This is a genomic window from Methylomonas sp. TEB (assembly GCF_047777895.1).
Lineage (GTDB): Bacteria > Pseudomonadota > Gammaproteobacteria > Methylococcales > Methylomonadaceae > Methylomonas.
This window is the reverse complement of sequence record NZ_CP180476.1, coordinates 4,471,668-4,484,447: the sequence shown is the minus strand read 5'-3', so window position 1 is coordinate 4,484,447 and position 12,780 is coordinate 4,471,668. Positions and strand designations below refer to the sequence as shown.

The following is a 12,780-nucleotide window of genomic DNA, read 5'->3' as shown; positions in this document are numbered from 1 at the left end:
CTTACAAAAGTCCGTTGATAGCCGGATGCCGGTTCAGCAAATGCTCGCGAAACGCTTCGATTTGCGCTTCGTTGTTACGCCGTTCGCGGGGAATGTTGACCGGAATATCGCTGATGATCCGCATCGGCGGCGGCGATAGAAAAATCAGGCGGTCTGCCAGCGCAATCGCCTCGCGCAGGTCGTGGCTGACGAACAGTACCGTATGCGGCCGTTGTTGCCACAACGAATACAACAGATTCCTTACCTGCCGCGCACTGGGCGCATCCAGCGAGACGAAGGGCTCGTCCATCAGCAGAATGTCCGGGTTGATGGCGAAGGCGCGGATGATGGCGACTCGCCGCTGCATGCCCAGCGACAAGCGCTCTGGATAAACCTGCTGCACGTCGCTCAGTTGCATGTCTGCCAATAACGAATCGATCAAGGCGGCGGGCGGCGTTTGCTCGAATACCACTTCGATATTCTGCCGGACGGTATACCAGGGCAGTAATCTGGGGTTCTGAAACACATAACCAATTCTGGCGGTTGTAGCTTGGCGACCTATTTGAATTTGGCCCTGGTAGTGGCGATCCAGTCCGGCGATCATGTTCAACAGCGTGGTTTTACCGCAGCCGGATGGGCCGAGCAGGCAGACGAATTCGTTACGGCCTACGCCGAGTTGTAAATCGGCAATCGCTTGGTGTTGGCGGTCTTCGGCATGCCCAGAGCGATAAGTTTTATCCTGGATGCTGATGGTAATATCGTTCATCGCCGCCACCGTAAAGCCTTGCGGTCCAGCGGTCGCAGCAACAGCCATTCGATCAGTTGGATGACTGCAACGAAGGCAAAGGTATAAGCCAGCAGGCTGGCGACATCGAACAATTGAAAAAACAGATGCAACTGATAGCCCATGCCGTTGCTGCGGCCGAGCAACTCCACGACCAAAATGATTTTCCAGATCAGCGCCAGACCGGAGCGCGTGGCCGCCATCACGAACGGATGCAATTGCGGCCAGATCACATGCGCCAAGGTTTTTCTGCGGTCGAAACGGTAGCTTGCAGCCATTTCCAATAAATCCTTGTCCAGTGCCCGCGTGCCTTCACGGATGGTGACAATCACATTCGGCAGTTTATTGATCACCACGGCCAGAATCGCCGCCGATTCGGCCAATCCGAACCAGACGTAGCAAAGGATGATGGTGACCAGCGCCGGAATGTTCAGGAAGATTACCAACCAGTGATCGAAGAACGCATCCAGGGGTTTGTTGTTACCCAGCGTCACCCCTATCGCGCAGCCCAATACCATCGCAATCGAGAAGCTGACCAGCAGCCGCAGCAGCGTAACCCCTAAATGGTAGGGTAGTTCGCCGGATTGAGTTGCTTGCCAAAATACCTGGGCGACCTGGAGCGGATAGGGTAATGTTGGACTGTGGACCCAGCCAGCCGCCAGCTGCCAGATGCCTAGCAGCGCTAACAGCGATAGCAGTGTGACGGCAGACTGGTTAAGTTTAAAAGCGCCCGTCAACATTAGTCAGCCGACCAGAACGTCCCCGCTGGTATTTGCGCCGATTGGCCGGTCAGCTTGTTATTGCTGAGTTGATGCAGCATGGCGTAGATTTTTGCGGCGGCGCTTTGCTGAGTGGCGCCCCATTGTTCAACGCGGCCTTGGCAGTAACGCTCCCGGAGTTTTTGCTGTTCTTTCGGACTGGTCGCGTCGGTGAGCGGCAAAATTTTCTGCCATTCCGCATCGGAACTGCACAGGGTGTCGTGAGCTTGCTTGCCGAGACTCAAGAATTGTTTGAACGCTGCTTTATGTTGATCGGCCCAGTCCTGCTTGAACACATAGCCGATGCTGGGCACTGTTTCGTTGATGCCGAGTTGGCGGATGATCTCCTCGCCGCTCAACAGCGCCCGGTAGCCTTGCGCTTCGAGATGCGCGGCAAATTGCCAGAAGGTCAGCAAGGCATCGACGCGCTTTTCGAGTAGTTGCTGGCTCAGTAATGGCGGCGCGCCGTAGATTTTTTCCACGCCGGTATTCAGGTCCACTTGCTGTTGCTGTCCCAACGCTTGTAACAGCAGCCAGTTCTTATCCAGCTCACCGCCGGCTATGCCCAGTTTTTTACCTTTTAAATCGGCCAGTGACTTGATCGGGCTATCGGCCGGTACCAGGAGGACGCCGGAGGTATCGGAAAACGGGTAAAAACTTAAATTGGTGCCGGTGCTGCGCATGCTGGACGTCCAGATCCAGTCGGAGACGATCACATCGACTGAGCCAGCTTGCAGCGCAACCTTACCGGCTTGCTGATTGGCAACCGCGATGTTTTCCACGTTGAATTTTGCATTGTCCAGTAGACCTTGGTTGCGCATCGCCGCCAGCTCCCAGTTTAAGGTGCCGGCGGCCATAGCGCCTATGCGGATAGTGGGTTTTTCATCGGCGTTGGCAAATTGCGGCAATAAAGCGGCAATGGCAAACAGGCAAGTTTTTATATTCATCTGCAAAGTCCCTAGTCGGATGGTTAACGCAACGATTTTAACGCAGCCGCCCCCAATACGAGAAGGTTTGTCGGATTTGTTTGGAGCGGAATGTGTTGTCCAAGGTTTAAGGGCAAACCGTTTGACCGATATTCCCAAAAGCCCGAGGCCACTAGACCACACGAGTAATCAGGGGTTCCGGCATGGCGGGGCTGGGAGGCATTCAGGGCCTAGGTTAAAACAGCTGATTAGCAAGTTGCACTACAGCCGCAAAATCGGCCTTTCGGCAAGGCATGCGGATAGCGCTGGGCTTACCGATTCGGGAATATTAAAAGCTGTGGCGTAGACATTTCCCGTGGCTTAACGGCCTAGGATGCAGTGGGAAGTAATCTGTCTTCTCGCTCAAATCTGGCGGCGGCCACCGGCCGGCCGGTGTAATAGCCTTGGTAGGATAGGCAGCCTTTATCACGTAAGAAGATCATTTGTTCCTGGTTTTCCACGCCCTCGGCAATCACGTGTAAACCTAAGTTTTTAGCCATATTGATAATTGTCTCCACAATTACCGCGTCGTTGGGATCGCTGGCGATGTCGCGGACGAAACTTTGATCGATCTTTAATTGGCTGATGGGCAATTTTTTTAAATAAGACAGTGAGGAATAGCCGATACCGAAATCGTCGATGGAGGTTTTTACGCCCAGGGTTTGCAAATCGCGCATTTTTTCCACGGTGTCGTCTATGTCGCTGATGACGCAGCCTTCGGTCAGTTCGATGACCAGACGCTCAGCCGGCAGTTCGGCGTCGATCAAAATGCGTTTTACTTGGTCTACAAAATCGGCCTGGCGGAATTGCCGGGAACTGACGTTGACCGCCACATGATGAATAGGCAGGTTCTGCGCGTCCCACACCTTGATTTGCCGGCAGGCCTCGCGCATCACCCATTCGCCTATCGGCAAAATCAGCTGGGTATCTTCGGCAATGGGGATAAATTCCACCGGGGAGATCATGCCCTTTTCCGGATGCTGCCAGCGGATTAGCGCTTCGGCGCTGATTACTTTGCCGAGGTGATCGACCTGCGCCTGATAGTGCAGTAAAAACTGCCGCTGTTTCAGCGCCTGACGAATCTCTTTTTCCAAGGTTAAACGGCGGTCGGCGGTTTCCTGCATCGACGGACGGTAAAAACTGATGCCGTTACGGCCGCTTTCCTTGGCCCGGTACATCGCGGTATCCGCCTGTTGGATGACCGCTTCAGGCTGTTCGGCCACCTCGGGAAACAGGGTCACGCCTATGCTGGTGGAAAAGTGATGTTCGCTGCCCTGAACCGTGAAAGGTTGATTGATGGTGTGCAGGATTTTTTCCGCCAGCATCGCCGCGTGACTGGTCGCTTGCGACAGTTGCGAGTAGCGGCCAGGCACCATCACGATAAATTCGTCGCCACCCAGCCGGCAAGCGGTGTCTTCGTCGCGGATAATGGATTTGAGGCGTTGGGCAACCTGGATCAGCAATTCGTCGCCAACTTGATGGCCGCGCGAATCGTTAAGGGTTTTGAAGTGATCCAAATCCAGAAAAAACAGCGAACCGTAATAACTTTGGCGTTTGGCGGCAGCGATCTCCTGTTTCAGGCGGTCCAGCAGCAAACGTCGGTTCGGCAAGCCGGTCAGCGGGTCGTAAAATGCCAGTTCATGGATTTCCCGCTCGGCGGCTTTTTGCTCGCTGATGTCAGAAAAAATCGCCACATAATTCAGTAGTTGGTCGTGCTCGTCCCGGACGCAGGTAACGGTTAGCCATTCCGGAAACACGTCGCCGTTTTTGCGCCGATTAAAAATTTCGCCCTGCCATTGGTTATCCTTGGCCAAGGCTTGGGTCAAAGTTTGAATAAATCCGGGAGCTTGATGGGTCGACGACAGAAAATCCGGTTGCCGGCCAATCACTTCTTCCGCGCTATAACCGGTGATTTTGTTAAAAGCATTGTTGACGCGCAAAATTGCCCCATTGGCATCGGTGACGATAATGGCCTCGTGCGACTGGAATGTGGTTGCGGCAATGCGGAGTTCGTTTTCCTGCTGTTTACGGCGTTCGATCTCGGTATTCAGCGCTTGGTTGCTACGCAGCAAATCGCGGGTTTTTAGGGCCACTAAATCTTCAATGCGGGCGGTGCGTCCGCTCATCAGCATTAAACCGAAGCTGGTCAGGCCGCAGAGCAAAAAGCTTCCGGACAACAGCCACCAAACCGTCCAGGGATTTTGTTGCGTATAAAACTCCGGCAGCGGTTTATATTCAAGCGTCCAATTCCGGTCGGCGACCGCCAGCGATTGCCGCTTGCTTGGAAGGAAATAATGCGTTTTCGATTCAATGCCTTCGGGAGTGCTGCGGTATAACAGCTGGTCTTGATCATAGATCGCTACCGACAAACGTGTGCTTTGTAAGCGTCCGGACAGTTCCTGAATCTCGTTGCTTAATTTAAAAACATTCGAGACCAATCCGACAAAAAACTGTTGACGCTGGGCGCTGGTGTTTAGCGATTTTCCTTTGAGATAAATCGGGGAGTAGATGGCGAAGCAGGGCTGTTTGTCGTCGCAGACCATGCCGTCCGTCACCACCGTTTCGCCGGAATTAATCGCTTTTTGGATTGCCGCTAATAGTTTTGGGTTGCTGGCAACGTCGAAACCAATGTTTTGCTGGTTGCCGAAGGCGTAAGCAATGGGTAAATAAACATTCCGCTTACCAGCCGGTATCAATTGCTGATTGCGGTTGTGCTCGTGAATGGTGGTTTCTGTCTGTTGTTCGAATGCGCTACGGTCTTCGGCATTGACTCTGGGTATCCATTCCAGTGCCTCCGGCTCGGGATGTTTGCTGAAAATGGTATGGGCAAATAGCCTGAACTCGTTGGGATTGACCGATTCCGAGCTGTCGAATAAGGCTTTCAATAACTGATTATTCAGAATATCGTCGCTGAAATGTTCCTGGAGGTTGGTATGGGTCAGATTAATCTGGTTGTCGAATAGCCCATTGAGGCGTTGATTTTCCAGATTGCGGCTGTAGACGAAGGCGATGACCACCAACAATAGCGAAATCGATAACGGATAGGCCACGAATTTTTGCCGTTGCCGCCAGATATGCCGCGGGGTACCGATAAACAACAGTAGCAAGGGCGCGAAGATCACCGTACCTATGGCATCGCCTATCCACCAGGTACACCAGTTCAGGCCGATTTCTTCCGCATCGATGGTGTCGAAAATGTACAGAAAACTGGTGCCGACGCTAGCCGATATTAAGCAACTGGCAATTGCCAGCAAGAAAAACCAGACGACATGCCGATCTTCCATCAACGGATTGTGTCTGCCAATCCAGCGGTTGATCAGGGACGCTCCGAGTAAGGGCTGGGCGATGGCGCCGACGCTGGCGGCGGCGCCAACCCAAATCGGTGTAAACCAATCTTCCGGGGTGGCCAGATCGCCAAAAGCGTAAATTTGCGTACCCAAGCTGCCGATGATCAGACCCGGCAATAATTTGGGGCCATAACCAAGCAGCGCGGCCAGAGCGATACCCGCTGACGGCCATATTGGGCTGGCATGGCTGGGCTGCATCGCCAGCATATGCCCGAGATAGCCGCCGATAAAATAGGCCAGGGCCAAGGCGCTGTTCAGCAGAAAAAATCTAAAAGCTGTCGGCATGATTAAACAGGCGGACTTTGGTTCTCGCCGAGGCGGGGCGAAGCAATCGCTTTAGTGAGTTGCGGGCAACAGAACGCCATTCTCGACATCCATGCTAAATGCTTTGCCAAAGCCGGCGACATATTGGCCGCGCAAAGGCGTCAGTGCCAGTAAATGAAAATCCGCTAGGGAGCGTAAAACCGCGACTGTTTCGCCGAACCGCTGTTGCAGCTTATCTAACAACTGGGTATATGCTGCGTGGGTTTTGTCGATTTCACCAACCTCACATTCGATTACCAGCCGGCGTCTGGCAAACGGGTTGACCGCTTCGGCCTCGGGTTCGATAAACATGATGGATGCTTGACGTTGGCGCAGCATATTGCCGGTATGCCGGGCCAATTGGCTGACGTAGATGTAATAAGTATTTTGGTAATCCAGAAACGGCGCATAGCTGACTTCGGCTGTCCCGAGCTCGGAACTGCTGGCGATTATCAGGCTTTGGCTGTTAGCAATTAAAGTCCGGTAATCGGCGGCTAGCGGTTCGGAACTCATGGTGTCGTGATAGCAGTCAGTTGCGCGTGGCGGAAGCAATCGACGGTGTGATCGTTGACCATGCCCACCGCCTGCATATAAGCATAGCAGATGGTTTTGCCGACGAATTTAAAGCCGCGTTTTTGCAGGTCTTTGCACATGCTGGCCGATTCCGGGGAATAGGCCGGTATTTGACTATGGCTCAGCCAACTATTTTGCCGGGTTTTGCCATCCACAAAGCGCCAAATGTACTGATCAAAACCGCCGAATTCCTGTTGTACCCGTAAAAAAGCCTGGGCGTTGCTTACCGCGGATTCAATTTTCAGGCGGTTCTTGACGATGCCGGGATTTTGCAGCAATGACGCCAGTTTTTTGTGATCATAAGCGGCGACCTTGAGCGGATCAAAATGATCGAAAGCGGCGCGATAAGCCTCGCGTTTATCGAGAATGGTTCGCCAACTGAGGCCGGCTTGTGCGCCTTCCAGCACCAGAAACTCGAACAGCTTTTGCTCGTCGTGCAGCGGTACGCCCCATTCGTGATCGTGATAATGTTCTTCGTTGGTACTATTCAGCGCCCACACGCATTTGCCTGGCATCAGTCTTTTTTCATCAGGTTTTTCAAATCGGCGAAGGGATTGAAGGTAGCGGCAGGCGCTTTGCCTTCCGAGGTGGCTTTGCCGCCGTAACGCACGTGCTCTTCAAAACGTTGATGTTCGTTGTCGTGGCAATACAGGCACAGCAACTCCCAATTGCTGCCGTCGGGCGGATTGTGGTCGTGATCGTGATTGATGTGGTGGACCGTCAATTCGCGCAGGTTTTTATGATCGAATTCCCTTGAGCAGCGTCCGCAAATCCAGGGATAGAGTTTTAAGGCTTGCTCGCGGTAGCCTTTTTCCCGCTCTTCCTTGTAGCGCCGGGCTTCGGCGACGATGTGATAGGCTTTGTTATCCGACATGAGGTCCTCCGTTTGTCAGCCGCCGGTGGCGTTCATGTGCCGCAAAATAACCGGCTGTTCGTGAATATTGAATTCGTGTTTTTCCGGTTTGATTTGCATGGCCTCGACGATGGCTTGTTTCAACATCGCTTTGTCGCCTGGGTGGTCTCTCACAACCTGCTTCAGATCCACCGAATGTTCGTTGCCCAAGCAGAGCAATAAACGGCCCTCGGCGGTCAGGCGCACCCTGTTGCAACTGCCGCAGAAATTGGCGCTGTGCGGCGAGATAAAACCCACTTTGCTTTTACTGTCGGCTATCCGGTAATAAGCCGAAGGTCCGCCGGTCGAGTCGGTCACGGCTTCCAGGGTAAAGCGTTGTTGCAAATCCTGTCGGATCAAATCGCTGGGATAAAACGCGGCGCCGCGATGATGGTTGTCCACCGCGCCCAGCGGCATTTCTTCGATAAAACTGATGTCGATGCCATGCTCGACGGCAAATTGCACCAGATCGCAGACTTCCTGGTGGTTGCGGTTTTTCAGTATCACCGCGTTGAGTTTGATGCGCTGAAAGCCGGCGGTTCGGGCTTTTTCTATGCCTTTCAGCACTTGCTGCAAATCGCCGGTTCGGGTTAGCTCCCTGAATTTGACCGGGTCCAGGGTGTCCAGGCTGATGTTGATGCGTTTCACGCAGGCTGCTTTCAAGTCATCGGCCATTTCGGCCAGATGCGAGCCGTTGCTGGTCAATACCAGTTCATTCAAACCCGGTACGCGCCCCAAGTCTTGCATTAAGCCTAACGCACCTTTACGCACTAGCGGTTCGCCGCCGGTAATCCTGATTTTGCCGACACCTAGTTCGACGAAGGTTTCGCAGATAAAGCGGATTTCCTCCAGGCTGAGAATATGGCTGCGCGGCAGAAACGTCATGTCCTCGGCCATACAGTAAACGCAGCGAAAATCACAGCGGTCGGTGATTGATACCCGCAGGTAGTTGACCACTCTGCCAAAGCGGTCTATCAGTTGCAACGGTTTGCTAGGCGCCATTACATTCGAACAGAAAAAATAAAGGAAGAAAATAGTAACACAGCACCGCGCTGTGTTATTACCGCTTGCTAAAAGATCGGCGTTGAGCGGGTAAGTTCCTCTGACGGTTTTTTGCCTGACTATTGCTTGCCCAAGCGCCGCAGCAAAGCCAATACCGCCGCTTCTATCTGCGGCAAGGCCTCGCTCGGATGGACGTCTTCTATATCGTCTACCTGCCAGTATTCCACGCGATCCACCCAGTGCGGGAAGCGGCTATGCAGCAAGGGTTGATGCTCGGTTTGCTTCAAGGCAATGATGTGGCGGGCGGTGGCCAAGTCGTGCTCGGTCAGCGCAATCGGTGCGCGGACGGGCTCAATGGGGATCTCCCGCAAGGCCAAGCCATGCCGAGTGTGCGGCGAAATCGGCCCGGCATCGTCCTTAAGCAACTCGATGGCCAAGCCGCGCGAAAACGCCCGCCACGGCAGGGCATAACCTGGCGCATGATGATTGAATAAATACTCGGCAAACCGGCTGCGGTAGTAGTTGCCGGTGCAGAGGAATAGGACTTGGGAGTGAGTGTTTGTCATAAAACTCCTTTTGGCGAGGCTGTTTGCATGAGAGCAGGCAGTAAAGAATTTGTTTGAGTCATTATAATGGTGATACCGTATGTGGTATGTTTGAGATTGTACTGGATACCAATGTTCTGTTCGCCGGCTTATATTCCGCTAACGGCGCATCCTTTAAATTGCTGGAGCTTTTAGCCGGTGGGCAGTTGGAAACAGCCATATCGACACCGCTTTTGTTCGAGTATGAGGACGTTTTGAAACGCAACCGTTCCATGCTGCAACTGACCGATGCTGAAGTAGACATAGTACTCGATAACTTGTGCGCGTTTAGCCGTCATCAAAAGGTGTACTTTTTATGGCGACCCTATTTGCCGGACCCGAAAGATGATTTAGTTTTGGAGTTGGCCGTTGCTGCCCGAGTAAACACCATTGTTACCCATAATTTAAAAGATTTTGCCCGTATCGAAAAATTCGGTGTCGAAGCCATTACACCAAAAACCTTGCTGGAGCGTCTACCATGAGTGCACTAAGTCTGAGATTGCCCGATTCCATACACCGCCACATCAAGGAACTGGCGAGTAAAGAAGGTGTATCGATCAATCAATTCATAGCCAGCGCCGTTGCCGAAAAAGTCTCGGCCATCGCCACCGAAGACTACCTGCAGGCCCGAGCCGAACGAGCCGACAAAGCCGCTTTCCAGGCCGTTTTGACCAAGGTGCCTAAACGTGAGCCGTTGGTGGGGGATGAGTTTTAGCGTTGGCGGGCAGCATGGGCAGATAGAGCTGTTTCTGTAGAAAATACTACGAGCTGGGGCTGATTGATTGGATCGATGACTTAAATCTGCTGAATGACTAAGCTTTTATACTTAGCTTAAGTTGACGGCATTCGTCTAGCGCTGATTTAACCCAACAATTCCGAGAGTCTTTACCCTTTATGAAGCAATTTCTAAATACGACCGTCAAGGCAGTCTTCGACGAGTATCCTCCGGAAATTCGCTGGAAAATGCTGGTGCTTCGCGAAGCGATCTTTGCTGTGGCGGCTAGCGAGGGTGTCGGACAACTTGAGGAAACTTTAAAGTGGGGCGAGCCTGCTTACATAACCGCCGAAACCGGATGTGGCAGTACGATCAGAATGGCATGGAAGAAAGAGAAACCTAGCCAATACGCCATGTATTTCATCTGTACGACGAATTTGGTTGAAACCTTTCGGACGCTTTTTCCGCACCAGTTTAAATACGAAGGCAATCGGGCGATTGTCTTTCAAGAAACCGAAGACGTCGACATGGATAGCCTGTCAATTTGTATCGCTATGGCTTTGACCTATCATCGGAACAAGCGACGAAAGCAACCTTAGGTGCGGAGCTGGCTTCAGGTTTCTTCGCCAAGAGTATTTCAACTTGCCGTTAGCGAAGGTAGGTGTTGCCTTAGAAATCCACCAATCCGCGCCTCCAGCCAATACGCCGGCCTGAACCATCCTCCACTCACAAATCCCACATGCCCGCCGCCGGCGCACACTTCCAGTTGCACCTGGTCGGATAATTCCGCGGCGGTCGGCAATACTCGTTCGGTCATGAACGGATCGTCGTTAGCTTGCAAAATCAAAGTTGGGACGCGGATATGCTTTAAAAATTGCCTGGAACTGCTGCGCCGGTAGTAATCATGGGCGTCTTTAAAACCGTGCAGGCCGGCCACGACCTTGTCGTCGTATTGCCAGAAGGATTTGATGCCGGATAGATCGCCTAATTCTGCGATCCGTTCGGCTTGTTCGTGCTGGCCGATGCCTTGCAAATGCTTGAGCTTGACGCGCATGTACTGTTTCAGCTCGCGCAGCAGATAGTCGCGATAGAGTTTTGAGAAACCACGATCAAGCTTGTCGGCGCATTCGTTTAACAACAACGGCACGGATACCGCCACTGCCGCCGATAACCCAATCTTATCGCCTTGTTCACCCAGCCATTTTAATAACACGTTGCCGCCCAGGGAAAAACCTATCGCCGCCATAGCCCGGTCCAGAAAACGCTGGCGTAAGGTTTGGTAAAAAAACTCGATATCCTCGGTTTCGCCGGAGTGATAGCAGCGCGCCAGCCGGTTCATTTCCCCGCTGCACCCGCGAAAATTCAGCGCCACGCTGGCAAAGCCGGCTGCCAGCAAACTGTGTTGCAAGCCCTGGATATAACCGGAACGGCTGCTGCCGGCCAGACCATGCAACAGAATCACCAGCGGTCGGTCGCCGTTATCCACCCAATCGATGTCCAGAAAGTCGCCGTCAGGCGTGTCCAACCGTTCGCGGCGGATGCCGGCCGGTGGCGAGATACTCCGCAATAACGCCGGGTAGATCGTCTGCAAATGCGGGCTATTCAGCCACCAGGCCGGGCGGAAGGCGTTGTGCATGGTTGTGGACCTGCTTTATAGTAGTGGTTGGGCGATGGTTTGAAAGAGGAATATACCTTTTGTACCGCCAAACGCCAGCGCGCCTTTGCGGCGGATGTATAGCTCTTATCCGTCGGAGATTTTCCAAATTATTTCCAACCCAGTTTCCCTGTTCTTGATGAGTCGGCCCATTCCTATTGCCAAATCGCTGGCTAAAGCGGTCCCGCCTAGCCGGGCAAAAGCAGGTGCGGGGCGTAAGCCGGGTAAACCGCGCCGCAAAGCCAAATCTCTGCGCAAACCAAAGTGGTGGTTGATGGTTGTGGAAGGCTTGGCGCTGATGATCGCCGCAGTATTGGCGACGATGTTTGTACTCGGTTACTCGGCCAGTTGGCTATCCGGCCCCGGTTTTTTTACCAGTTTGCTGCCGTTCGCAATTGGCGTGGTGATCTTGATGTTGGCGGCGGCGGCGCTGTTGCTGGCTTGGTCGCGCTTGCGCGGCTGGCTGCATGGCCGATTGGATTATTTACCCGCCGCCTTGGCCGTGGTGCTGGCCGCTTCGATCGGTTGGTTTGTGATGCACGGTGGCTACACCCAAGTTTTTACGCATTTTCGCACCTTGGTCGGCGGCAAGCAGGAGGCTGAAAAAGTCACCCTGGCGCATCAAGTCTACGCGGCTTATCGGCGCCACGGCATAGGCGGGTTGCAAAAAATGATGATGCGCGCCGATGCCTTCAATCCGGCAATCGAGGATGCGGCCAAGGCTTTTGATGTCGATGTCAATTTGCTGCAAGGCATCGCCGCGACTGAGTCCTCGTTTATGCCACGCGACAGTTTTGATGGCGGCAAAGGCTTGTTTCAGATTACCGCCGTGCCCAAAGCCATTACCCGCGAGGCCGCCGACGAGCTGGATGTGGAGGAGTTGCAAGTCAACGATCCCAGGCATAACGCCTTTGTCGCCGCCGCTACCTTTAAACATTATCTGCAAGAAATGAACGGCGATTTGTTTTTAGGCCTGCTGGCTTACAACATCGGGCCGCGCAACGGCGGCTTGCGTTTTATCATGCAGCAATACGGCGCTACCGATTTTGTGACCATGCAACCCTACCTGCAAACCCTGCCGCGTGACTACCCGATCCGGGTATTGTCTTATGCCTTGGCTTTCAAGCTATATCAGAAGGACGGCAAGCTGCTGGCCTATGAAGAAGGCGATAACGCCATGCGGATTCAGCAGATGGGGATACCGGGGTTGTAGATTCGCTGCCT

Annotated in this window: 14 protein-coding genes; 4 read left to right on the top strand and 10 right to left on the bottom strand. The window is 53.3% G+C overall.

Annotation, left to right across the window (positions count from 1 at the left end; all coding sequences use genetic code 11):
* Position 1: 1 nt before the first annotated feature.
* The 9 genes from ACMXD4_RS20275 to ACMXD4_RS20235 all read right to left on the bottom strand — a co-directional run bounded on the left by ACMXD4_RS20275 (position 2) and on the right by ACMXD4_RS20235 (position 9,169).
* Complete coding sequence (locus tag ACMXD4_RS20275; protein WP_415880850.1) at positions 2-745, bottom strand: ABC transporter ATP-binding protein; 744 nt, start codon at positions 743-745, stop codon at positions 2-4.
* Entirely contained in the window at positions 742-1,503 is a 762-nt protein-coding gene (locus ACMXD4_RS20270) for an ABC transporter permease (protein WP_415879203.1), read from the bottom strand. The genes ACMXD4_RS20275 and ACMXD4_RS20270 overlap by 4 nt, the downstream gene beginning before the upstream one ends.
* Positions 1,503-2,468, bottom strand: a complete 966-nt coding sequence (locus tag ACMXD4_RS20265) for an ABC transporter substrate-binding protein (RefSeq protein WP_415879202.1) — start codon at positions 2,466-2,468, stop codon at positions 1,503-1,505. The genes ACMXD4_RS20270 and ACMXD4_RS20265 overlap by 1 nt, the downstream gene beginning before the upstream one ends.
* 347 nt (positions 2,469-2,815) lie before the next feature.
* Entirely contained in the window at positions 2,816-6,118 is a 3,303-nt protein-coding gene (locus ACMXD4_RS20260; protein ID WP_415879201.1) for an EAL domain-containing protein, read from the bottom strand.
* A gap of 51 nt (positions 6,119-6,169) precedes the next feature.
* Positions 6,170-6,649, bottom strand: coding sequence for a HugZ family protein (locus ACMXD4_RS20255; protein WP_033157752.1), 480 nt, complete (start codon positions 6,647-6,649; stop codon positions 6,170-6,172).
* Positions 6,646-7,224: a DNA-3-methyladenine glycosylase I gene (locus tag ACMXD4_RS20250; RefSeq protein WP_033157753.1), complete on the bottom strand. Its 579-nt coding sequence runs from the start codon at positions 7,222-7,224 to the stop codon at positions 6,646-6,648. The genes ACMXD4_RS20255 and ACMXD4_RS20250 overlap by 4 nt, the downstream gene beginning before the upstream one ends.
* Positions 7,224-7,583, bottom strand: coding sequence for a YajD family HNH nuclease (locus ACMXD4_RS20245; RefSeq protein ID WP_033157754.1), 360 nt, complete (start codon positions 7,581-7,583; stop codon positions 7,224-7,226). The genes ACMXD4_RS20250 and ACMXD4_RS20245 overlap by 1 nt, the downstream gene beginning before the upstream one ends.
* A gap of 15 nt (positions 7,584-7,598) precedes the next feature.
* The gene (gene moaA / locus ACMXD4_RS20240) at positions 7,599-8,603 is read right to left on the bottom strand and encodes a GTP 3',8-cyclase MoaA (protein ID WP_415879200.1); all 1,005 of its coding nucleotides are present in this window, start codon (positions 8,601-8,603) and stop codon (positions 7,599-7,601) included.
* Positions 8,604-8,722: 119 nt separating this feature from the next.
* On the bottom strand, positions 8,723-9,169 hold the full coding sequence (locus ACMXD4_RS20235; RefSeq protein ID WP_415879199.1) for a low molecular weight phosphatase family protein: 447 nt from the start codon (positions 9,167-9,169) through the stop codon (positions 8,723-8,725).
* An 86-nt stretch (positions 9,170-9,255) separates the two neighbouring features.
* Between ACMXD4_RS20235 and ACMXD4_RS20230 the strand changes: the two genes are divergently transcribed.
* The 3 genes from ACMXD4_RS20230 (at position 9,256) to ACMXD4_RS20220 (ending at position 10,501) form a co-directional block, all read left to right on the top strand.
* Positions 9,256-9,669: a putative toxin-antitoxin system toxin component, PIN family gene (locus ACMXD4_RS20230; RefSeq protein ID WP_171697434.1), complete on the top strand. Its 414-nt coding sequence runs from the start codon at positions 9,256-9,258 to the stop codon at positions 9,667-9,669.
* Positions 9,666-9,902 (top strand): toxin-antitoxin system HicB family antitoxin, encoded by a 237-nt coding sequence (locus tag ACMXD4_RS20225; RefSeq protein ID WP_171697435.1) that lies wholly within the window; start codon positions 9,666-9,668, stop codon positions 9,900-9,902. Before ACMXD4_RS20230 ends, ACMXD4_RS20225 begins: the two co-directional genes overlap by 4 nt.
* 179 nt (positions 9,903-10,081) lie before the next feature.
* A complete protein-coding gene (locus tag ACMXD4_RS20220) occupies positions 10,082-10,501 on the top strand; it encodes a DUF1801 domain-containing protein (protein ID WP_171697436.1) in 420 nt (139 codons plus the stop codon).
* A 38-nt stretch (positions 10,502-10,539) separates the two neighbouring features.
* Here the strand turns inward: ACMXD4_RS20220 and ACMXD4_RS20215 are convergent, their stop codons facing one another.
* The gene (locus tag ACMXD4_RS20215) at positions 10,540-11,538 is read right to left on the bottom strand and encodes a hydrolase (protein ID WP_171697437.1); all 999 of its coding nucleotides are present in this window, start codon (positions 11,536-11,538) and stop codon (positions 10,540-10,542) included.
* 94 nt (positions 11,539-11,632) lie between these two features.
* Here ACMXD4_RS20215 and ACMXD4_RS20210 point away from each other — a divergent pair, with 94 nt between their 5' ends.
* Positions 11,633-12,769, top strand: a complete 1,137-nt coding sequence (locus tag ACMXD4_RS20210) for a transglycosylase SLT domain-containing protein (RefSeq protein WP_415879198.1) — start codon at positions 11,633-11,635, stop codon at positions 12,767-12,769.
* Positions 12,770-12,780: the final 11 nt, after the last annotated feature.

Bases quoted from the DNA above. Each gene is read 5' to 3' on its own strand.
- ACMXD4_RS20210 (WP_415879198.1), top strand. From the start codon at position 11,633: ATGTATAGCTCTTATCCGTCGGAGATTTTCCAAATTATTTCCAACCCA.
- ACMXD4_RS20215 (WP_171697437.1), bottom strand. From the start codon at position 11,538: ATGCACAACGCCTTCCGCCCGGCCTGGTGGCTGAATAGCCCGCATTTG.
- moaA (WP_415879200.1), bottom strand. From the start codon at position 8,603: ATGGCGCCTAGCAAACCGTTGCAACTGATAGACCGCTTTGGCAGAGTG.
- ACMXD4_RS20245 (WP_033157754.1), bottom strand. From the start codon at position 7,583: ATGTCGGATAACAAAGCCTATCACATCGTCGCCGAAGCCCGGCGCTAC.
- ACMXD4_RS20260 (WP_415879201.1), bottom strand. From the start codon at position 6,118: ATGCCGACAGCTTTTAGATTTTTTCTGCTGAACAGCGCCTTGGCCCTG.
- ACMXD4_RS20270 (WP_415879203.1), bottom strand. From the start codon at position 1,503: ATGTTGACGGGCGCTTTTAAACTTAACCAGTCTGCCGTCACACTGCTA.
- ACMXD4_RS20220 (WP_171697436.1), top strand. From the start codon at position 10,082: ATGAAGCAATTTCTAAATACGACCGTCAAGGCAGTCTTCGACGAGTAT.
- ACMXD4_RS20235 (WP_415879199.1), bottom strand. From the start codon at position 9,169: ATGACAAACACTCACTCCCAAGTCCTATTCCTCTGCACCGGCAACTAC.
- ACMXD4_RS20255 (WP_033157752.1), bottom strand. From the start codon at position 6,649: ATGAGTTCCGAACCGCTAGCCGCCGATTACCGGACTTTAATTGCTAAC.
- ACMXD4_RS20225 (WP_171697435.1), top strand. From the start codon at position 9,666: ATGAGTGCACTAAGTCTGAGATTGCCCGATTCCATACACCGCCACATC.
- ACMXD4_RS20265 (WP_415879202.1), bottom strand. From the start codon at position 2,468: ATGAATATAAAAACTTGCCTGTTTGCCATTGCCGCTTTATTGCCGCAA.
- ACMXD4_RS20230 (WP_171697434.1), top strand. From the start codon at position 9,256: ATGTTTGAGATTGTACTGGATACCAATGTTCTGTTCGCCGGCTTATAT.
- ACMXD4_RS20250 (WP_033157753.1), bottom strand. From the start codon at position 7,224: ATGCCAGGCAAATGCGTGTGGGCGCTGAATAGTACCAACGAAGAACAT.
- ACMXD4_RS20275 (WP_415880850.1), bottom strand. From the start codon at position 745: ATGAACGATATTACCATCAGCATCCAGGATAAAACTTATCGCTCTGGG.